Origin of the sequence: Pontibacillus litoralis JSM 072002, from assembly GCF_000775615.1 — a bacterium.
GTDB classification, from domain to species: domain Bacteria; phylum Bacillota; class Bacilli; order Bacillales; family BH030062; genus Pontibacillus; species Pontibacillus litoralis.
In genome coordinates, this window is sequence record NZ_AVPG01000006.1 from 78140 (window position 1) to 99714 (window position 21575).

The window sequence follows — 21575 nt, forward strand, 5'->3', positions numbered from 1 at the left end:
CATAAAATGATTAAAAAAGCACTATTATCTGTTTTCCGCTTTTACCAAAAGGGGATTTCCCCCTTTACACCACCTTCCTGCCGGTTCTATCCTACATGTTCTCATTATGGCATTGAGGCAATAGAACGATTTGGGGCGTTGAAAGGTACGTATTTAACGGCGAAGCGCATTGTTAAGTGCCATCCTTTCCACCCCGGTGGATTTGATCCTGTACCAGAAACAAGAGAGAAGAATAAATAAGTAAGCTATTCCGTCAGTTCATCACCATTACATTTGGTGAAAGGGATATCATGTTATTAACATTATAAAAGGAAACTCAACATGTTTGGAGTGGAACGAATGAAATTAACTGTACAAGAAGAAGCAGCCAATTGGTATCAAGAGGAATTAGAATTATCACCAAATACGTCCATTCGATTTTTCGTTCGATATGGAGGAACTTGCGGCCTTCAACCTGGTTTTTCCTTAGCTATTCGCCCTGGGGAGCCACGTGATTCAATTGCTACCACAACGGTAAATGCTATTCATTTCTATATTGAAGAAGAAGATGAATGGTATTTTGACCAGCATAACGTGCACGTATATTGGGACGAAGGTTTACAAGAACCTGCTTTTCACTATTTTAAAGAAGATGAATAAGAAACAAGAGGCTGGGACATAACCTAGTGAAAATCAAAAAAGCGCATGAAATCAAATTTAAAAACCTTGATTTCATGCGCTTTCTATTTTGGGAAAATCAGAAATTTTATTGATCTCTTAACTTCTTTCCCAGCCTCTCGTTATATTCATTCCTGTAAATGAAAACGCTCAATTTGTTCATATTGCTTTTCGGCGAGTAAAATTTCTAATTGTTTGTTTCCGAATAAATCGAAATGAGGATAAGAACTATAATGAATCCATTCCTTTTTCAATCCATACTTCTTCCCCCAATTCATTAACAAATCAATGTTACCGCACCCTACTTTCGTAACTGTGTTATCATCTGGGAAGCGGTCATCTAACCAATAGTGAGTAAGGAATGCAATCTTCCCTACTTGTACTTCTTTTTTCCATTGATTCAATTCAAATCGCTTCACTCCAAAAGCCATCGTCTTACTCTCCTTTAGCTCGTTCGTAGGCTTCATGCCATTCTGGAAACACTTTACGAATAGAGACAGGCTTGAAATTTTCTTTTTTGACACAAACGTGTTTCGTATGACCTGTAACAGCTGTTTGACCATCAGGGGTTTGCACTTCATAGCCATACGTAACACGTAACCCATCATATGCTTCAAGCCATGTTTTTACGAGTGCTGTTTGGCCGTAACGTAAAGGTTGCTTAAACTGCATATCTGCATCAATTAATGGCGACATATAACCACTTAACTCCATTTCATGATATTGAAAACCTAGCTCCTCAATAAAATCTGTACGTCCAATTTCAAACCAAACGAGGTAATTAGCATGATACACTACTCCCATTTGATCGGTTTCCTGATATCTGACTTTCACTTTTGATTCACTTACCATCATATTTCCCTCTCCCTTACTGCTTTCCATGCATTTTCCACATCAACTTGTAGGAGTAGTAAGACGTCCTTACCTTCCAAATCATCTATGCGTAAAGCTTGGAATTGTACTGCTTCATCGACAAGATTTTTTACGAACCGTCCATTACCGTTTGTATGGAACTTCTCAAATTGTTGTTGTAAATAGGAAATCGCTTGTTCACTAAACGTATATTGATAAGATTCAGCAATCAATTTAACCATTTCTACTAATTCATCCGGAGTATAGTCAGGAAAATGGAAAAACTTTTTAAATCGAGAAGAAAGTCCTGGATTACTATTAATTAACTGACGCATTTCTTGTTTATAACCTGCTAAAATGACAACAAGATTTTCGTTATGTTTCGTCATCTCATCAACAAGCGTATCTACTGCTTCTTTGCCAAAATCGTTACTAGAGGATTGGAATAACGCATACGCTTCATCAATAAATAATACGCCGCCTAACGCTTCACGTATCTTCTTCTTCGTCTTCATTGCTGTTTGACCAACATACCCTGCAACAAGATCGCTGCGAGACGTTACCACAACATGACCACGCTTCAAAAGCCCACACTCTTTTAAGATATTTGCATAAATATGAGCAACTGTCGTTTTTCCTGTACCAGGATTTCCAGAAAATACAGCATGTAATTGAATCGGAATTGTAGGTAGCCCTTCTTGTTCACGTTGCTTTTGCATCCTGACGAAAGAGGATAATTTCTTCACTTCTTCTTTGACAGGTTGAAGGCCTATTAAACGATTCAATTGTTCAATTGGTGATTGCTGCTCTTCTCGTGCAGGTAAAAATCCAACAAAATCCTGTTCTTCTAAACGCATATAATCTAACCATGATTCATTTTCTTGCCCTGCATTTTGAGCCCCTTTTTGAAAGATAGCTTGCAGCACAATATTTTTTACTGTTCTTGCATTCCCGAACGTATCATCTACCTTTTGTTTATCAATCGCTGACTGTAATCGAGCAACTGCTTTCTCTGTTAAATAGTAATCATTATCTAACGCTGTTTGTTCGCCAATATATAATAATTCATCGATTTCATAATCTGGTAGCATGATTTGATTCTGCTCTGGAAAACGACTTCTTAACCCAGGATTACTCCATAGGAATTGTCTCATTTCTTCTGGATATCCAGCTAAAATAACGGCAAATTTATCCCCATATTCTTTGCTCGTCATAGCAGAAACGAGCGTATCAATCACTGCTTGTCCATAGTCGTTTCCTGTTTGTCCTTCGCGCTTTAGACTATACGCTTCATCAATAAATAAAACGCCGCCTATTGCTTGCTTTACGTAATTCATTGTATTTTCTTCTGATTGACCAACATAGGACCCAACTAAATGAGAGCGATTCACTTCAATGACTTCTTTTGTATCTAATAAGCCGAGTTCGTAATATATATTAGCGAGTAAGCGTGCTAGCGTCGTTTTACCTGTACCGGGGTTTCCGCTAATAATCATATGTAGTTCCGGCTCATCTCGCATATGAAATCCCATTTGTTTTCTTCTTTGTTGATATTTCAAGAAGTGGTAATAACGGTGCATATATGTTTTCACTTCATGTAATCCAACCATACTCTCAAGTTGGGATAAAGCATCCTGCTCTCGCTCGTTCGTCACCATTTTCGGCACAAACGCCTGCAAGTCTTCCTTTACGCGCTGCAAGTTGCGCAATAACTCGTTAATTGTAGGAATGGAAACGTGATTCACACCATTCATTTCATTCATTTGAAACGTTTCTAATTCGTTTAACAGCTGGTCTAGAATATCTTGGCCATTTATAAGTACTTTAGTTGATTCAGACGGGTTTGCACTCGGATACAAACTTAAATGACTGGACCATTCTTCTTCTAGTTTCTCCATTCTTTCGAGGATGACGTGTAATTTTTTTCTTTTCACAGATGTATGGTCTGTTTCATGTACCATTAAATTATGGAATTGTTCTTTCTCCATACGTTGTAAATGAGACAAAATAACGAGCCATTCCTCTAGCTGAAGGATAATCGGATTGTCGTTTTCGTATCGCTTTGCCTTGTCTACCCATTCTTTTGCTACATCGTCTTGATGAGACTCATGTTGGCGCATACGATAAAAAGCAATCAATGTATATAAACGACTAACGGTTACATCTTCTAAATCTTCTTTCTGGTGTTCAAAAGCATCCATTACCCGTAAAGCATCCATTTGTGATAGAGGCGGTGGTGTCTGTATATTGTTCCATTCATTTAATGCTTGGAGCTGTTCTTCATTTACTTTCATCGAATCCATCCTTATTCACTAGTTCAAACTCTATTTCATTCTATCATAGCATACGGGTGTTGTAAGGATTGACGACCGACATTTCCACACACATCAAAAAGACAAAATCAAAGCACCTAGTACTTGTGATTTTGTCTTTCCTTTTATTTATTCCGATTGACGTTCTTGAAATGCCGCTTCATCGCGTATTTCTTGCCGCATCGCTTCTAACGATTGTTCGCGCCGTTCATTTTTCGCCTGAATGTTAACCTTTTCTTCTTCGGAGGCAAAACGCATGGAATCGTGAGCTGCTTCCATATTATCAATTGTATTTTGCACCGCTTCTGTTAACTTGCTAACATTATCGCTACGATCATCAGGATTTGCTTGTTGTTGGTTCATTTTCACAGCTACACCCCCCTTTATTTTTTCCCTTTTGTTTGTATCACATCTGGCTGATCATTTTGCTTCATTTCCATTTGCTTTCCCTTATTCGAATGAGGTTGTCTTGGTTGCGTTCCAAGATGACTTGGTACAAATGGTTCAGGATGTTTCTTCGGATTACTCATTGTTTGAACGTATCTCCTTTCCTAGAAAAGAATACACCTTTATTATTTGTTTCCTTATGTAGAATATACAAAAAAACAGACACCTTGTTAACAGGTTATCTGCTTAATGTGTCATTCATTCTTTTTTCAATTTTCTTCTCAATTTGGTCCATTAATTTCTGATCAGCTATGATATGTTTACGATTAACAGCAATCAATTCTTCAAATGAAAGTTTCTTTTTTCTGCTCATGTAACGGATACTCCTTTTCATTATTTAGTCAAGTCATACCCATTGCTGTTAGAGAATATACACTCTTATTGTAATTTATCTTTCATTTCCACCATAAATTCATAACTCATAGCACCGAATTTCGCAGGCTGTTGGATGACCCCATCTGAACCGATAAAATATGTCGTAGGTAACGCTTGTGCGCGAAATATCGTGTTTGCATCCATCGAAACATCTAATGCAATTGGAAACGTATAACCGCCTTCTTCAACAAACTCCTTTACTATCGCCTCACTCTTTTCTGTACCTGTAGCATTCACAGCTAATATAGTAACATCATCACCAAATTCTTCATGAAATTGTTGCATTTCTGGCATTTCTTTTAAACAAGGCGCACACCAAGATGCCCAAAAATTCAAAAATACTTTCTCTCCCTTAAAGTCCGATAAACGGATCGTTTCCCCGTCTAATGTTTGTAATGATACATTTGGAGCAATATCACCTTTTTGTACTCCTTCTGGTGCATCTGCAGGTACGATAGCCGTTCCTTTAGAGGCAGAATCATCGGAAGCTGTATTCTTTCCTTCTAAAAAGGTGTACACTGTCATTCCTACTAACAGGAACAGTACGAGAGCTGCTACTATTCTTTTTGTCATATAAATTCCCTTCCTTTTCGCAAACCAAAACTAGACCCTTACTTATATGAAGTTTGGAAGTCGCTTCTCATGCTATACACAAATGATGATTATGTAAAGGTAAATACATCTTCGTAATAAAATCTCAGAATATTTAAGCGCAAATGGATTACTCTCTAAAAAAAGGAACTGCCCGAATGGACAGCCCCTTATGTTGTATTAATTGCTTTGTAGCTTATCGCGTAATACTTTTTGCAAAATGCCACCATGTCGATAATAATCGATTTCCACACCACTATCAAAACGGGCAATTACTTGGAATTCTGTCTTATTACCTGCTTCATCTATTGCAATTACATCAACTAAATCACGAGGTTTAACCGTTTCATCGATTTTAATATCAAATGTCTCCTTACCAGATAAACCTAATGAATCAGCACTATCGCCATCTTTAAATTGGAGCGGAAGTACGCCCATCATAACTAGATTGGAGCGGTGTATACGCTCAAAGCTTTCTGCAATAACTGTTTTAATGCCTAATAGGTTCGTACCTTTCGCAGCCCAGTCACGGGAGCTACCCATACCGTAATCATTTCCTGCAATAACTAGTAGCCCTGTACCTTGCTCCTGATATTTCATTGCCGCATCATAAATTGGCATCACTTCATCAGTTGGCCAGAAAGTCGTGTAACCACCTTCTGTACCTGGAGCAATTTTGTTACGGATACGAATATTTGCAAACGTACCTCTCATCATGACTTCATGGTTACCACGACGAGACCCATATGAGTTAAAGTGACGAGGAGATACACCTTTATCTTGCAAGTATTTACCTGCTGGCATATCTTTTGCAATGGCACCTGCTGGCGAAATGTGGTCTGTTGTTACAGAATCACCAAATTTCCCAATTACACGTAAGCCATCTAGATCCTTCACTTCGCTAGGGTCCTCCGATAAACCAACAAAGAATGGTGGGTTCTGAATATAGGTAGATTCATCATCCCAGTTGTATAATGGCTCATCTGTTGTTTGGATTTGATTCCACTTTTCATTTGAGTCAAAAACATCTTCATACTCTTTACGGAAAATTTCAGGATTAACGTGCTTGTCAACTTCTGCTTTAATCTCATCCATACTTGGCCAAATGTCATCGAAATGTACATCTTTTCCATCATGGTCTTTACCTAGAGATTCTTTACGTAAATCGATATCCACTGTACCTGCAAGTGCGTACGCAACTACTAATGGTGGAGATGCTAAGTAATTCGCCTTTACAAGTGGATGAATACGTCCTTCAAAGTTACGGTTGCCCGAAAGTACAGAGGAAACAGTTAAATCATTATCAGCGATAGCTTGTTCCACTTCAGGTGAAAGTGGACCAGAGTTACCAATACAAGTTGTACAGCCGTAACCTACTGTATTAAAGCCCAATTTCTCTAAGTAAGTCATTAAACCGGAATCTTCTAAGTAGCGCGTTACTACTTTTGAACCTGGTGCTAAAGACGTTTTAACATACTCAGGTACTTCTAACCCTTTTTCAACTGCTTTCTTCGCTAATAAGCCTGCACCTAGCATTACATATGGATTAGATGTATTGGTACAAGATGTAATAGCCGCAATTGCAACTGCACCTGTTTTCATTGTAGACGATTTACCACTTGGGTGCTGCACGCTTACTTTTTTGTCCTTTTCTTTCTCATCCAAACCAAATCCTTGATTTCCTTCAGGTGCTGTTAAAGCCTTATTAAAGGATTCTTTCATTTCTGTAAGAGGAATTAAGTCTTGTGGACGCTTAGGACCAGATAAATTCGGTTCTAACTCGTCTAGCTTAATCTCAACTAAATCGGTGAAAGTTGGATCCTCTTGATCAGGCGTATAAAATAAATCATTTTCTTTACAATATGCTTCTACTAACTGAATTTGCTCTTCTGAACGACCAGTTAGACGTAAGTATTCAAGTGATTCTTGATCAACCGGGAAAAAGCCACAAGTTGCGCCGTACTCAGGTGCCATATTAGAAATCGTCGCCCGATCTGCAAGTGGCATTTCTGTTAACCCAGGTCCGAAAAACTCAACAAATTTACCTACTACATTTTTCTCACGCAATTTCTGCGTTACTTTAAGAGCTAAATCTGTCGCAGTTGTTCCTTTCGGTAATGTACCAGTTAATTTCACACCAATTACTTCTGGTGCAGGGAAATAAGAAGGTTGTCCAAGCATTCCAGCCTCTGCTTCAATACCTCCAACACCCCAACCAAGTACCCCTAAACCGTTGATCATTGTCGTATGTGAATCTGTTCCTACTAACGTATCAGGATAAGCATCATATTCTCCCTTTTCATTTTCAATAGCATGAACAACGTTAGCTAAATATTCTAAGTTTACTTGGTGCACAATACCTGTTGCAGGTGGAACAGCTTGATAATTGTCAAAAGCTTTCTTCGCCCAATTTAAAAATTCATAGCGTTCTTTATTACGTTCAAATTCTAATTCCATATTGGCATCTAATGCTTTCGCTGTACCGTACTCATCAACCTGAACAGAGTGGTCAATAACTAAATCAACCGGTACTTCTGGATTGATTTTATCAGGGCTACCACCCATATCCACCATTGCTTTTCTTAAAGAAGCAAGATCAACAACTGCCGGTACTCCAGTGAAATCTTGTAGTATAACGCGGGAAGGTTTGAAAGGTACATCCACACTTTCTGCCTCTTTACTTCCCCATTTTGCTAATTTTTCGATATGTTCTTTCTGAATCACTTCTCCATCATGTTGACGTAGAACAGATTCAAGTAACACACGAATCGAATATGGAAGACGGGAAATCTTACCTAATCCTGCTTCCTCAAGCGTTTTCAATTTGTAATAGTTATACTTTTTGCCATTCAACTCAAATTGCTTGTGAGCTTGAAACGTATCCTTTACTGCCATAAACTTTTACCCCCTCAATCAAGTTTAAATTGAAAAGCTTTAATCGCTTCTCCTACCCCATTATTGAACTATCAGATTATTTGTAAGATAATCTGCCAACTAATATTTTATATGAAAACGATTTATAAGTAAAATAATTCGTTACATATATTCTCATAATAAGCAATAGGAGGTGATACAAGTGAGTAGTAAGCGGAAAGCAAATCATGCACGGGTTGGGATGAATGCCGCTAAAGCACAAGGGCAAGGAGCTGGTTATAATGAGGAAATTCCTCAGCAACCACTATCCCCAGAAGAAAGACAAAATAACAAAAAAAGAAAAAATAATCAATAAGAAAACCGGCTAGCTCACTCCCAGCTAGCCGGCTTTTCTTATTGGTCCATTTCATTTTGAATCGTCATTAAGTCTTGTTCGTATTGCTTAAGCTGATTATATTGATGTTCACTAGCAACTTCAAGCGCTTTATTTATTTGTACAAACGCTTCGTTCATCTCTTGCGTCAAATGGGCTAGTTCCTTTCCATACTCTGCTTTTCCAATTGTTTTAACGCGATTATCATTCGCATCTAAAGCTTGTTGAAACCCTTGCTGAGCAGCTTGAAACGCTTGCTGTTTATTTTTATGATAAGGCACCATTCCACACTCCTTTCCTTTGTTCCATTAGTATGCGTTAGGAAAAATAAAGCGATACGTGGATAATTTGATTCGAGTTTTCAAACAATACAATTAACGATCTAAAGGAGGTTGAATAACTGTGCCAAGTAAACCGAAAGGCCCTAAACAACAAGAGCGAAACCAACTACCAAAAAGTCCACAACAACCATACGGGGAGGCTTTAAGTGGTTCTCATAAAACCAAAAACCAAAACCACTCTAAACAAAAAAATCACGCCTCTCACGATATGTAACAAGCAAAATGGACGAAGCATATTCAATAATAAAACGGTCAGTGGGGCTAATTTTTATTCCCCTCTAACCGTTTTAATTAAATAACGCGCCTTGCATTATATAAAATGCACATCTTTTGTTATTTTTTCACAAAATGGTCATTATCATGAGTCGAACAAAGCATCTTGTATAGCCATATTGGATACACGACTTTACGTATTAAAACGAAATGTAGCACCTTTTTCTCTTCTAGGTTGAATAATAGACCTAATGTATTTTCTATGATATTCTATCAAGGAAAGATTGTTATAGAAAAGGTGATGGAATGAGTACCATTGTTTCCGTACTAATCGTTGGATGGACGTTCACCATGGTTATCTTATTAGCTATTGGTGGTTACTTTATGTTTCGTAAATTTCTAAAACGCTTACCTAAAGAAGATGGGAAGTCCATAATTGATTGGGAAGAACATTATATTAATAAAACATTACATATGTGGGGAGAAGATCAAAGAGGTTTCTTAGAAGAACTAGTAGAACCTGTACCAGAACTATTTCGTGACGTTGCCAAACAAAAGATAGCGGGACGAATTAGTCAGTTAGCACTGGAACGAAACAAATCTACTATCTCAGAGGACGTCATCATTGAAGGATACATTCTCGCTACACCAAAAAGAGATCATAAATTTCTTAAAAAGACCCTACACGATAAAAACATCGACATTCAACCATATTTACCTTTATTTGAAAAATAACCCTCCGCTTCTCCAAGCAGAGGGTTATTCATTACATTAATGATTCGAGTGTGCTAGTTGCTTTTCCAACCGTTTATATTGTAGAAGCATAGCAATACGCCAAGATAATATCATCCCGAAAGCAAGCAAAAAGAACATGCCGCTCGTTTCTCCTAACGAAATACCATTACCGATAATAAGTTTCAAAACGATACGTACAATTAATAGTCCAAACAAAATAAATACAAATGCTTTGGAGGGAATTAAATAAATATCTTGATCCTTTATTTCAAACTTAGAAGTCTTTATGAGAAATATGGAAAAAAATACACCCAATGTAAAAGCTTCCACAACTTGTAGCCATTCTACTCGAAACGGTTGAAATAAAAACATTAGCGCACCAGTACTCATAAATACTGGAGGCAGAATTATTTTCTTTACAGAAGCAGGTTTCTTTGCAGCACGCATACGAACGAAAATCATCGTAACCGCCATTAAAGCTGCTACAATCGTACTACCTACGACCAACATAAAATCAACTCTTTCTAGAATCCATTCCAGTTATGTAAGGGCACGCTCGACCGCATCTAATACACGATTTTCATCAAATGGTTTCATTATAAATTCTTTTGCCCCTATCTCAATTGCACTAAAGACTAACCTTTGTTGCCCGACTGATAAACACTGAATCACTTTCTCATCAAAGTGTTCAGTAAAATTTGTTTCCGCACATTTATCCCATCTAACTTTGGCATCGAAATGTCCATCGTTACGAAGTCAGGCTTTAACAAGCGATACATTTCCACAGCTTCGTAGCCATTTTTCGCTTCCCTCACTATGGTGTGTCTATCTTTTTGCAAAATGTTCGATAATGTCACACATAAACTTGGCGTCAGCTACGATTAACACGTTTGCCATTTCATTTTCTCCTCACTTGGTAACGACTATTGATCATTTGCAATAGTTAATATAATGGTCAATGTTACTCCAACAACCGTTAAATAAACCCCTAGATCAAATAACATCGCCGTAGCAAGCTCCACATCACCAAGGATCGGTATTTCAGAGAAATGACCGAACGTTTGGCTTAGAAAAGGAGCACCAAACAGAAAGGAACCAATTCCTGTTAACACAGCAATAAGCAAACCAACAGGAATAAGAAAACGGAAATTAATCGGGATTATCTTGCTAACAGACTCAAACCCGTAAGTCATGTACATGAGCACAATGGCAGCGGCAGTCATTAATCCTCCAATGAACCCACCACCAGGAGCATTGTGTCCAGCCAAAAACAAATAAACAGAAAATGCCAACAAAATGAAAGCAATTAGATTCGTTGTTGTGCGTAATATTAAGTCATTAGTTCTCATTGACAATTCTCCTTTTTTAACAGCATAACACTATCATAAAACAAATTAAATGATAATACCATATCAATTTAATTTGTTTCTTATGTAGTAACGTAACCTGAAATGTCATCAGAGGATAACTAATGTTTATTCATGACATCTCGATAGGAAGTACATAAAAAACCACCTTTCACTATGAAAAGTGGTTCTGTAATTAATGAACGATATGGAAATAAGAGATACAATAAAAATTAATCCAACTTTATTTAAACGCTATAATGGCAACCACTATTTTTGCTGTTGATTGTTCATTGCACGCATCATTTGGTTAATTTTCTTCTGGGATGGCTTTTGGCCCATTTGCATCATTAAAGTTCTTAGCATTTGTTCGTTAATTGGTGGGTTTTTCTTCAAATAATTCATCATGTACTTTCTGGCGATAAAGAATCCTAAGGCTGCGCCAGCTAGTAGGGCAATAAGAGCAATTAATATAACCCAAATAGTACTCATAGCACAATTTTCCTCCTTCAAGTTGTCTCTCACACATTATATTAGAACAATGGCAAGAATACAATAGCGTGCTAGAGAATTGCTCTATTTTTAATTGGGGCAATCCAACCATAATGACTATATGTTGTATCGATGATGAAAAATGCGGGATGAAAGGTCCTTAATGCGTGAAAAAGCATCTCTTCTGCTTGAAGTAAATTTTCCGCATATAATCGTATTTCCCGATCATCCTTCTGTGTTAATTGAACCACTTTCCCATTGTGGTGAATAAGGAAAGAGGCTTCATTCTCATCAAAGCACAACTCTACTGGTTGGCGTAGTTTTCTCGTTATAGATTGTATAAGTGTATCGATTGGTAACGCATTCGTTATTTCGTAAAATTGTTTATGATAAATTGAATGATGCTTATCGTCTCTCCATTCTTTCAAAAATTGAAACAAAATATTAGTTTTATAAAAGTAATGAACAGAGTATTCGTCCTTAATCCAATACATCACATATTCACGCATAGCCTGTCCCTCCTATGAGAGCCATTGTACACATGTAATGGTAAAAATGGTGTCACTTTTAGCAAGGGCTCGGCTACAAGTTTTGTCGAATCAAGAAGAATAATTAGCTATTCCGAAAAATAAAACGTCTAGCCCCATAAACAAGGCTAGACGTTGCACTTTATTATTTTAGTAAATCTTCTACTTTTGCTACAACATTTTCTACAGTGAATCCATATTGTTCCATCACTGTATTTCCTGGAGCTGAAGCACCAAATCCATCAATGCCTAGAACAGCACCTTCATCTCCTACATAACGTTCCCAGCCGAATGGAGTTGCCATTTCAATTGCTAAACGTTTTTTAACGTTACGTGGAAGAACTTGTTCTTTATACGCCTGATCTTGTTCGTTGAAACGATCCCATGACGGCATGCTAACAACACTAACGTCAATTCCTTTTTCACGTAGAGTTTCTTGTGCTCGTACTGCTAATTGCACTTCAGAGCCTGTTGCAAGTAATAATGCATCTGCTTGTTCTTTTTGCGCAGGGCTTATAGTATAGGCACCTTTTTTCACACCTTCATAGCTTGTACCTTCTAGTGTAGGTAGACCTTGGCGCGTTAGCACAAGTGCAGTTGGTTGGTTCTTACTTTCAAGCGCTAATCGCCATGCAGCATTCGTTTCGTTTCCATCAGCTGGACGCATTACGGATAAGTTCGGCATTGCACGTAGAGACGGTAAATGCTCAATAGGCTCATGTGTTGGTCCATCTTCTCCTACTGCAATAGAATCATGTGTAAATACATAGGTTACCGGTGTTTGCATAAGAGCAGATAGACGAACTGCTGGACGTAAATAGTCACTGAATACAAAGAATGTTCCTCCGTACACGTTTAAACCACCGTGTAGGGCCATACCGTTCATCGCACAAGCCATGGCAAATTCACGAACTCCAAACCAAATATTCCGACCTGAATAGTCTTTACGTGAGAAGTCTTCTTCCCCTTTTACAGCTGTTTTATTCGAACCAGCAAGGTCTGCACTTCCACCAAAAAAGCTTGGGACTGCTTTAGACAATGCGTTGATCATATCTCCAGAAGCAGCACGTGTTGCAGGCTTGTCTTCGCCAACTGTATACGTAGGAAGCTTTTCTTCCCAACCTTGAGGTAGTTCATTATTCATGGCTAACTCTAATTCTTCACCTAACTGTGGATACGCCTCTTTATATGAAGAAAACAATTTGTTCCATTGTTGTTCTTGTTCAGCACCACGCTTTTGTACTTTCTCTTCGAAATCTTGATAAACTTCATTCGGTACGCAGAATGCCTCGTGTTCCCAACTGTAATGTGATTTCGTAAGTTTCGTCTCATCTTCTCCTAGTGGTGCACCGTGAGAAGCTGATTTACCTGATTTATTCGGAGAACCGTAACCAATTACCGTTTTTACTTCAATTAATGTAGGTTGATCCCCATTTGCTTTCGCTTCAACTAGTGCTTCACGAATAGTAGAGATGTCTGTACCATCTTCTACACGGATTACTTGCCAGCCGTATGCTTTAAAGCGATCTTCAACTGACTCTGTAAAGGATCGATCTAAGTCCCCATCTAAAGAAATATCGTTAGAATCATAAAGTACGACTAATTTACCTAAGCCTAAATGACCTGCTAACGAAGCTGCCTCTTGAGAAACCCCTTCCATTAAATCCCCATCACCACAAATCGCATAAGTGTAATGATCGACTACCGGAAACTGTTCTTTATTATACTTAGCTGCAAGGTGTGCTTCTGCCATCGCCATTCCAACCGACATTGCAATTCCTTGGCCAAGAGGTCCAGTTGTCGCTTCCACACCATCTGTATGACCGTATTCAGGGTGTCCTGGAGTTTTAGAACCCCATTGACGGAAGGATTTTAAATCGTCCATCGTAACGTTATACCCGGATAAATGTAATAAGCTATATAACAACATAGAACCATGACCAGCTGAAAGCACGAATCGGTCGCGGTTAAACCACTTCGAATGTTTCGGATTATGATTCATGACGTCCGCCCATAAAGTATACGCCATAGGTGCTGCTCCCATTGGCATACCTGGGTGACCTGAGTTCGCTTTTTCAATCGCATCAATAGATAATGTGCGAATTGCGTTAATGGATTGTTGTTCTATTGTTTGTACCATGATTAAATACTCCTTTCATCCTTCACAAGTGTGAACTATGTAACACTTTAATCCTATAATGAAATCGCGTTAGTGACAAGCACTCTTCATAAATAAATATGAAATTCCTTTGTCAGCTATTTTTTTAAGTTACATCATTTATACGACATAACCTGCTTTCTTCTTCTTACTATTTCCTACTAAAGGTAAAATCATGCTCCACAAAAAACCTGCTACAACAATTGTCGTAACAGGTCGGACTGTACTCCCTTTAATGCTTCTGATTGCGCGCCTTCGCTTGCTTTAGTTTCTCTGGAGTAACGTCATTTCCTTCAGGGTCGACAACGGTAACAGATTGTAGTTGGTTCTTAAAGGATTGACGTACATTCTTTAAATATTCTTGACGTAACTGCTGCTGCTCCTCTTTTTCTTTTGAGGTTAATCCTTCTGATTTCGATTTATTTGCTAACGTATTAATACGAGCTAATTTTTCTTGAGAAAGCATAAACGTTATTCCCCTTTTCAACAATATAAAACGTATAACATTCACTTTGGAAAGAGCAAGTTCTTCGATAAACCTTATCTTTCTTCTTGAACATATTACCGTTTATCTTCTTGCATTTCAAGTGATTGATATTGTTGATAACGACGATGTACGGTGGCTTTTGAAACATCATACCCCATCCCGCGCATCGTGGCAGCTATTTCATGAAATGTTAAACCATTTTGACGCAATCGAACAACTTCTTCAACTGGAAACTCTTTCTTTTCTCGTCCCCTTGCTAAATGTTGATTTGATAAATTATTAAGTGGATTATAACCATTGTCTACTGCACGTTTCATGCCTCGCTTAATCTTTAGATTATGAATCTTTCGTTGATACTCTTCTACAATTCCAACAATTTGCAATACCATAGAATCAGATTCGGATAATTGTAATGCCCCATTATGCGTCATACTATACACAGGAATATGGAGCTTGTTTAACTGATGAAATAAAGCAATCTTGGTATTGCCTCTCCCCAATCTTGTTTCATCCTGAATGAGAAGCACATCTGCCTCTTCGTTTGTGAAAAAATGTAACATTTGAAAAATCCCATCTCGTTCTACATCGTAGCCGCTCGCTTGCTCTTCGATGACTTGGACCACTTCAAATTCATTTTCTTCTGCTAATTGCGTCAGTTCTATTCGTTGCCTTTTCAAAGATGACACTTGAGCTTCTTTTTCTGTACTAACACGACAATAAATAATTGCTTTCATACGTTCTCCTATCTTTCTAAAACTAGATTACCATTAACTTGTTACTAAAGCATAATACATAAATGATAAGCTCGCTATGAATAATAATAAATAAATGATATCAAGTTTCGACATATTTTCAAACATATGATTCCCTCCGCATAAGAACTTTTGTTCGGTTATATTTTTTATTATATACGAACATTCGTTCTTGTCAACGTTTTTTACGAACGAATGTTTGTATCCCTTAACAAGACGTGATATAATACTTGTAACAAATCATATGTTCGAGGTGTATGAATCATGACAAAACTATCAAAAAGGCAGGAAGCCATACTAGATTTCATTAAAGAACGCGTGCTTGATAAAGGGTATCCGCCATCCGTTCGAGAAATAGGAGAAGCTGTTGGGCTTGCATCTAGTTCTACCGTGCATGGACATTTAGCGCGTTTAGAGAAGAAAGGATTCATTCGTCGTGATCCTACGAAGCCACGTGCAATAGAAATACTAGATTTAGAGGCTGAAGCGACAAGTCATATTCCCAAAAGTGAGGCAACATATGCTCCTGTAATTGGGAAGGTAACAGCTGGAATACCGATTACTGCCATTGAGAATATTGAAGAATATGTACCATTACCTGATACGTTAGCTACTGCTGATGACGAAGTGTTTGTCCTTGTTGTTCAAGGGGAGAGCATGATTGAAGCCGGAATATTGGACGGTGATATGGTAATCGTTCGTAAACAGCAAACCGCACAAAACGGCGACATTGTTGTAGCAATGACAGAAGAGGAAGAAGCGACTGTTAAGCGATTTTTCAAAGAAAAAAATCACATACGTTTGCAACCAGAAAATGCAACAATGGATCCGATTCTAGTACAAAACATTATGATATTAGGTCAAGTTATAGGACTATATCGAAATATACATTAATCATGAAGGCTAGACATGAAAAAGAGCAACACGACATACGTCGTAGTTGCTCCTTTTTACATAAAACAATAAGGAGAAAACAGACACTCATTTATCAAGATTCCGTTTTCTCCTACCACTTTACATTTGAAACTTTCCGACTTGCTTTTTCAACTTCTCAGCCACATTTGCTAATTCAACACAATTGTTCGTTACTTCTTCCATGGAAATACTAGATTGTTGGGACGATGCCGCAACTTCTTGTACTCCTGCAGCTGCTTCCTCAGATGTGGAGGCGATATCTTGAATAGAATCATTCATATTCTTGCTGTTTTCCGTTACAGTTTGTATATGACTAGAAATCCCCTGAATGTGATCGACAACATTCGATACGGATTCATTGATTTTCTCGAATGTCTGCTTCGTCTGTTCCATTTGCTTCGTACCTTCATCTACTTCCACATAGCCAGATGTTAACGTGGTTACTACTACTTCCGTTTCAGATTGTATGCTGTTCACTATTTCCGTAATATCGCTTAATGAAGTTGATACTTGTTCCGCTAGTTTTCGCACTTCATCCGCTACGACCGCAAACCCTTTGCCGTGTTCACCAGCACGAGCTGCTTCAATAGCTGCATTTAACGATAACAGATTCGTTTGTTCTGATATATCTTTAATAACTAGAACGATTTTAGATATTTCTTGTGCTTGATGTTCTAATCCCTTTACTTTTTCTACTGACTGTTTCACCATGTCATCAATCGATTTCATTTGCTCAACGGAATGCTCAAGCTTATGCTGTCCATCTTGCGTCATCGAAAGCACTTGTGTCGACTTCTCCGCTACTGCATTGCTACCGTCACGTGCTTCATACATACGTTCAACGTAATCGCTCATTAATGCGGATAAATGAGTAACAGTTGTCGCTTGTTTTTCTGTTCCTACTGCCAACTCCTCCATCGTAGTAGCAATTTGTGCACTTCCCTCTTTCACTTCATTCGCCGCCTGGGAAAGTTCTTCACTTTGTTGGTCTAATTGGCTTGAAGAAGCGTATACATTTGTAATGATTCCCTTTAAATTATCGACCATTGTATTAATGGCTTCACTTAAATCATTGAATTCATCATTTGTATCCATCACTAATGGGCTTGAAGGCAATTCTTGTTTCGCTACTTGATTGACATGTTCTCTCATTCTCGTAACACGGCGAGATATACGGTTACTAAAAATATAAGCAATGATACTTGAGATAATTAACAATAAAGCAAGAATGCCAAATTGAATGTACATATCACGCTTTAAAACTTCCATCATTTCTGATTCTTTCTCCGTTACCATAGCATCTATATCATCAATATAATTACCTGTACTAACTATATAGCCCCATGGTTCAAATAATTGTGAATACGTTCTTTTCGGTACAAGTCCTTCCGCGTTCGGTTTTTCAAACATGAAATTAGTGTAGCCATTATTCTTCTGCTCCGTTGCAGCTGCAATAATTTCTTTAAATATATAAGTACCTTCTGGATCTTGAATGTCCATACGATTCGTTCCTTCCGCTTCAGCTAACATCGGATGCGCGATTAAATTCCCATCAACATCATCTATCCAGAAGTATCCCGATTCATCGTATTCTAGCGACTTTATTAAACGAGCAGCATAAGCTTTTGCTTCCTTCTCTGTTTGTGATCCACTTTGTTGTTGGTCATGAGCATAATGCAATAACGAAACAGCTGTCTCGACCTCGTTTTTTATTTTCGTATCATAATTCGCCATTAACGTCTCTCTATATTCATTGATTTCTTGTTTGTGATTCATGAGTTCATTAGACATATCATAAGCCCCTAGACCTATTAATGATATGAATAATACGATTCCAAATGTAAGAAGCATCTTACTCTTGACTGATTTCATGACCAACATCCTTTCTGTGAATAAAATATACAATACAAAAACAAAAAACAACCATGTTATACCACTTATGTATGACCATTTAATTATTATATCGGTTTTTCTTTCCTGATTTTCATTCTTTTCTTCAATTGACACAAAAATGTAAAGAAATCCACCATTACACATAAAAAAACTTCCCCTTAATCAATTTAAGGAGAAGTTTATATCATTAATGAAATAGTCCTGTTTCTTGCGACTTTTCTTTTAATTGTTTGGTGCGTTTTTTCAATAAAGCTTTTAAGAAAGAACCTATTATCAAAAAGACGAAACTAAATAATAGTAAGAACTCCACGTCTCTAAGAACACGTGTCCATACAATACCACCTAAAGCTTCTCTCATTAAATCAATAGCATAAGAGAATGGTAAAAATGGATGTAAGTTCTGGAAAAAAGGTGGCAATAAGTCGACTGGATAAGTACCGCCTGAACCTGCAATTTGCAATACAAGAAGTACAATAGCCATTGCTTTACCAGTATCTCCAAAGACAGAAACAAGAGTATATACAATCGTCATAAAAATCGTGCTAATAAACATTCCGAATAAAACAAATAAGACTGGTGAAGAAACATCAACCTTTAATATAAAGATATCTCCGAGCGTGACAATAAGTGTTTGTAGAATACCAATGCTCATAAACGTAAGTAATTTACCGAAATACTCTTGCCTACTCGTGTATTGCTCTTCATTCACTACTTTAGTCGAAAGAACCGATATGAGTAACAGTGCACCAACCCAGATGGACAATACGGTATAAAATGGTGTCATTCCTGTTCCATAATTTGCAATAGGAAACTTAGAATGAGACTCTAGCGTAACTGGTTCTTCAAAGAAACTTTGTTCGGCTTCTGGGTTGTTCTGTAATAACTCGATAATTTCATTTATATCCGTCTCACCTTGAAATTCACGAATGTTGTCCGCTAAATGATTCACTTTATCGTTCACATAAGGATATTCATTTAACATAAAATCAACGATTTCTTGACCTTCTGCTAAATTTGTTTCTGAACTAGATAGGATTTTTTCTAGTTTAGGAATCATCGACTGAATGTCTTGTAAAATCACTTTTCCATCTGTTAGAGTATTTTTCGCATCTTCCATCGTGGCTAATACAGTAGGCTCAATATTTTCATTATACTCTTTTAGAAAAGCATCAATTTCTTGAGCAGTTTCACCAGATTTCTTCTCATAATCAGCTATTGCTTGGTCTACTTCTTTTTGTTTATCAGAAAGGAACGTGCCTATTTCCTCTGTGTCTGTTTGAATCGTTTGTAAAGCTTCTTTCATAGTGCCTAAATTGCTTAAAGCTTGATCAATTTCATTCAATAGTAAATCATTCGGGATAGATAATTGTGTCACTTCGTTTGGTAAATCGTTGTCTTGATTCGTTTCCTTTTCTTCATCTTTCTGTGATTCTTCGTTATTAGAATCTGAACCATTGTCTATTTGTTGTTCTTGATTCAATTGATCTTGAACATTTTTCAATACTGTTTCTATTGTTTCAATATTGCTAAGCGCCACATCTGTTTCTTGTAAGATTTGCTCCTGAAGTTTGTTGCCTTGATTCAAGTCTATGTCTATAGACTGCACTTGTTGTAAAAAGCTATTAACATCACTGGCAGTTTGCTGAGCTGTTTTTAAATCTTCTTGCACTTTTGGCGATAATTCATTCAATGTTTTTTCTGCTTCATTTAAATAACTAAGTGTGTCATCAATTGTATTAATACCATCATTTACGACCCGCTTCGCTTCAGGTACTGATGCTTGTGAGTCATCAATAATAGTTTGTGCTTCGTCCAAGTCTGCATCCACACTCGTAAGCATATCGTGTATTTTTGGAAGACTGTCTTCTAACTTAAACACATAGTTTTCAACTTGCTTAATGTCCGGTAAATCTTTTTCTAGTTCAAGGCCTATATCATTAAATAGTTGAAATATCGTACCATTTACTTCTGCTATAAATGTGTTTTTTATTTGATCGACAATAACACTTGCACCTTTTTCAGTTATTTTTGGTGCAATGGCGTTAGATTTTTCATTCACATAGTATTCAACTTGCGCTTTTTGAGGTTCATCTTTTACAACAGTAGCTAGTTTCTCCGAAAAGTCTTCTGGAATGACGATTACTGAAAAATAATCCCCATATTCTAATTTTTCCATTGCTTCTTCGCGATTTGTGAAATGCCATTCTAGGCTATCATTTTCTTTTAAAGTATCAACAAGATCATTCCCGACATGGATATCCGTATCACGTACTGTCGCCCCTGTATCTTCATTAACCAATGCAACCGGAAGCTGATCTGTTTGGCTGTATGGATCCCATGACGCTTCAATATTTAACCATGCATATAGAGATGGTAAAAAAATTAGTCCTCCTATGAGAACAGCTGCTACCCAGTTCGTACCAATACTTTTCCAATCTCTAATGAATATACTCAAAATATTTTTCATACTTTCGACTCCTACATTTAAAGAAATTGTTGCTCGATTTTATATTATACAACTTCTTTTAGCATTATGTCACGAACCGCGATTTGTAAAGGTTTACACCAGAATAATAAAAAAATGCACCGTATAGATGCATATATCGTGTTATCATTTTTTCATTTTTGTAATTTCAAATGTCGTTCGCTCCCCATTTAAATTACACCCGTTAATTGTTATTAATTCACAGTACCTTAAACATCCTATTTCATCATTAAAATGGTATTTAAGTTAAAATAGTCTGAATATTATACTGTAGTATAGTATCTCATTCTGCCACACCGTAGTATTGTATAAATAAGCCAACCATACAACAACAAAGAAAGGTGGGGGAAAGATGGAAACGGAACAGAAACCGATAAACGGACAAAAGGACATAGAGGAGCATAAAATCATGGCGATCTTAGCTTATGTTATATTCTTTATTCCGCTTCTCGTCGCAAAAGAATCGAGATTTGCCATGTATCACGCTAATCAAGGGCTACTACTGTTAATCGTTGCAATTGGCCTGAACACCATTGGTTCAATTATTCCTGTTATTGGGTGGTTAGTTATTATGCCTTTAGGTACGTTATTTGCATTTGTATTGTTTATTATCGGTATTATTAATGCCTCTAAAGGAGAAATGAAACCGCTCCCTGTAATCGGTAAATACACCATTATACAACTTCCTGATGTCAAATAGAAGGTAATTACATCATAGCGGAACAGGCTTTGTGAATTCATTAGTCTGTT

25 protein-coding genes and 1 pseudogene are annotated in these 21575 nt (G+C 37.4%); 7 read left to right on the top strand and 19 right to left on the bottom strand.

The features are described 5' to 3' along the window. The first annotated feature begins 6 nt into the window (after positions 1-6). Entirely contained in the window at positions 7-240 is a 234-nt protein-coding gene (gene yidD / locus N784_RS06080) for a membrane protein insertion efficiency factor YidD (RefSeq protein WP_036833320.1), read from the top strand. 99 nt (positions 241-339) lie between these two features. Beyond that, on the top strand, positions 340-639 hold the full coding sequence (locus N784_RS06085) for a HesB/YadR/YfhF family protein (RefSeq protein ID WP_036833411.1): 300 nt from the start codon (positions 340-342) through the stop codon (positions 637-639). A gap of 146 nt (positions 640-785) precedes the next feature. Here N784_RS06085 and N784_RS06090 read toward each other — a convergent pair whose 3' ends face one another. The 8 genes from N784_RS06090 to acnA form a co-directional block, all read right to left on the bottom strand. Then, positions 786-1088, bottom strand: coding sequence for a hypothetical protein (locus tag N784_RS06090; protein WP_036833323.1), 303 nt, complete (start codon positions 1086-1088; stop codon positions 786-788). Positions 1089-1092: 4 nt separating this feature from the next. After that, positions 1093-1512, bottom strand: a complete 420-nt coding sequence (locus N784_RS06095; RefSeq protein ID WP_036833325.1) for an acyl-CoA thioesterase — start codon at positions 1510-1512, stop codon at positions 1093-1095. After that, positions 1509-3803 carry an AAA family ATPase gene (locus N784_RS06100; protein ID WP_156965188.1) on the bottom strand — a complete coding sequence of 765 codons (2295 nt, stop codon included), beginning with the start codon at positions 3801-3803 and terminating at the stop codon, positions 1509-1511. The genes N784_RS06095 and N784_RS06100 overlap by 4 nt, the downstream gene beginning before the upstream one ends. A 147-nt stretch (positions 3804-3950) precedes the next feature. Beyond that, entirely contained in the window at positions 3951-4184 is a 234-nt protein-coding gene (gene tlp, locus N784_RS06105; RefSeq protein ID WP_036833412.1) for a small acid-soluble spore protein Tlp, read from the bottom strand. A gap of 20 nt (positions 4185-4204) precedes the next feature. Next, the gene (locus tag N784_RS06110; RefSeq protein WP_036833327.1) at positions 4205-4351 is read right to left on the bottom strand and encodes an acid-soluble spore protein N; all 147 of its coding nucleotides are present in this window, start codon (positions 4349-4351) and stop codon (positions 4205-4207) included. A 95-nt stretch (positions 4352-4446) separates the two neighbouring features. Next, on the bottom strand, positions 4447-4581 hold the full coding sequence (locus N784_RS16235) for an FbpB family small basic protein (protein WP_156965189.1): 135 nt from the start codon (positions 4579-4581) through the stop codon (positions 4447-4449). 65 nt (positions 4582-4646) lie between these two features. Next, complete coding sequence (locus N784_RS06115) at positions 4647-5216, bottom strand: TlpA disulfide reductase family protein (protein ID WP_036833328.1); 570 nt, start codon at positions 5214-5216, stop codon at positions 4647-4649. A 198-nt stretch (positions 5217-5414) separates the two neighbouring features. After that, entirely contained in the window at positions 5415-8129 is a 2715-nt protein-coding gene (gene acnA / locus N784_RS06120) for an aconitate hydratase AcnA (RefSeq protein WP_036833329.1), read from the bottom strand. 181 nt (positions 8130-8310) lie between these two features. Between acnA and sspO the strand changes: the two genes are divergently transcribed. Further along, the gene (gene sspO, locus N784_RS06125; RefSeq protein WP_036833330.1) at positions 8311-8463 is read left to right on the top strand and encodes a small acid-soluble spore protein O; all 153 of its coding nucleotides are present in this window, start codon (positions 8311-8313) and stop codon (positions 8461-8463) included. A gap of 38 nt (positions 8464-8501) precedes the next feature. Here the strand turns inward: sspO and N784_RS06130 are convergent, their stop codons facing one another. Further along, positions 8502-8765 (bottom strand): hypothetical protein, encoded by a 264-nt coding sequence (locus N784_RS06130; RefSeq protein ID WP_269745323.1) that lies wholly within the window; start codon positions 8763-8765, stop codon positions 8502-8504. Positions 8766-8883: 118 nt separating this feature from the next. Here N784_RS06130 and N784_RS06135 point away from each other — a divergent pair, with 118 nt between their 5' ends. After that, positions 8884-9036 carry a small acid-soluble spore protein P gene (locus N784_RS06135; RefSeq protein WP_036833332.1) on the top strand — a complete coding sequence of 51 codons (153 nt, stop codon included), beginning with the start codon at positions 8884-8886 and terminating at the stop codon, positions 9034-9036. Positions 9037-9341: 305 nt separating this feature from the next. After that, positions 9342-9770, top strand: coding sequence for a DUF2621 family protein (locus N784_RS06140; RefSeq protein ID WP_036833333.1), 429 nt, complete (start codon positions 9342-9344; stop codon positions 9768-9770). A gap of 36 nt (positions 9771-9806) precedes the next feature. Here N784_RS06140 and N784_RS06145 read toward each other — a convergent pair whose 3' ends face one another. From N784_RS06145 to N784_RS06175, 8 genes and pseudogenes are all read right to left on the bottom strand, one after another. Then, entirely contained in the window at positions 9807-10280 is a 474-nt protein-coding gene (locus N784_RS06145) for a CcdC family protein (protein ID WP_036833335.1), read from the bottom strand. Between the two features lie 30 nt (positions 10281-10310). Further along, positions 10311-10667: pseudogene (locus N784_RS16240) on the bottom strand (response regulator). Positions 10668-10693: 26 nt separating this feature from the next. Then, complete coding sequence (locus N784_RS06150; RefSeq protein ID WP_036833337.1) at positions 10694-11119, bottom strand: Na(+)/H(+) antiporter subunit B; 426 nt, start codon at positions 11117-11119, stop codon at positions 10694-10696. Positions 11120-11386: 267 nt separating this feature from the next. Further along, positions 11387-11608: a YneF family protein gene (locus N784_RS06155; protein ID WP_036833339.1), complete on the bottom strand. Its 222-nt coding sequence runs from the start codon at positions 11606-11608 to the stop codon at positions 11387-11389. 71 nt (positions 11609-11679) lie between these two features. Further along, complete coding sequence (gene sirA, locus N784_RS06160) at positions 11680-12117, bottom strand: sporulation inhibitor of replication protein SirA (RefSeq protein WP_036833341.1); 438 nt, start codon at positions 12115-12117, stop codon at positions 11680-11682. Positions 12118-12280: 163 nt separating this feature from the next. Further along, on the bottom strand, positions 12281-14275 hold the full coding sequence (gene tkt, locus N784_RS06165; protein WP_036833343.1) for a transketolase: 1995 nt from the start codon (positions 14273-14275) through the stop codon (positions 12281-12283). A 250-nt stretch (positions 14276-14525) separates the two neighbouring features. Then, positions 14526-14759 carry a DUF896 domain-containing protein gene (locus tag N784_RS06170; RefSeq protein WP_036833345.1) on the bottom strand — a complete coding sequence of 78 codons (234 nt, stop codon included), beginning with the start codon at positions 14757-14759 and terminating at the stop codon, positions 14526-14528. A gap of 95 nt (positions 14760-14854) precedes the next feature. Then, the gene (locus N784_RS06175; protein ID WP_036833347.1) at positions 14855-15514 is read right to left on the bottom strand and encodes a YneB family resolvase-like protein; all 660 of its coding nucleotides are present in this window, start codon (positions 15512-15514) and stop codon (positions 14855-14857) included. 282 nt (positions 15515-15796) lie between these two features. Here N784_RS06175 and lexA point away from each other — a divergent pair, with 282 nt between their 5' ends. Then, positions 15797-16426, top strand: a complete 630-nt coding sequence (lexA, locus tag N784_RS06180; protein ID WP_036833349.1) for a transcriptional repressor LexA — start codon at positions 15797-15799, stop codon at positions 16424-16426. A 120-nt stretch (positions 16427-16546) separates the two neighbouring features. Here the strand turns inward: lexA and N784_RS06185 are convergent, their stop codons facing one another. Both N784_RS06185 and N784_RS06190 read right to left on the bottom strand, forming a co-directional pair. After that, the gene (locus N784_RS06185) at positions 16547-18319 is read right to left on the bottom strand and encodes a methyl-accepting chemotaxis protein (protein WP_198134401.1); all 1773 of its coding nucleotides are present in this window, start codon (positions 18317-18319) and stop codon (positions 16547-16549) included. Positions 18320-18527: 208 nt separating this feature from the next. Then, positions 18528-20807 carry a YhgE/Pip domain-containing protein gene (locus N784_RS06190; RefSeq protein WP_036833352.1) on the bottom strand — a complete coding sequence of 760 codons (2280 nt, stop codon included), beginning with the start codon at positions 20805-20807 and terminating at the stop codon, positions 18528-18530. A 370-nt stretch (positions 20808-21177) separates the two neighbouring features. Here N784_RS06190 and N784_RS06195 point away from each other — a divergent pair, with 370 nt between their 5' ends. Continuing rightward, on the top strand, positions 21178-21525 hold the full coding sequence (locus N784_RS06195) for a DUF4870 domain-containing protein (RefSeq protein WP_036833355.1): 348 nt from the start codon (positions 21178-21180) through the stop codon (positions 21523-21525). The last annotated feature ends 50 nt before the right edge of the window (positions 21526-21575 follow it).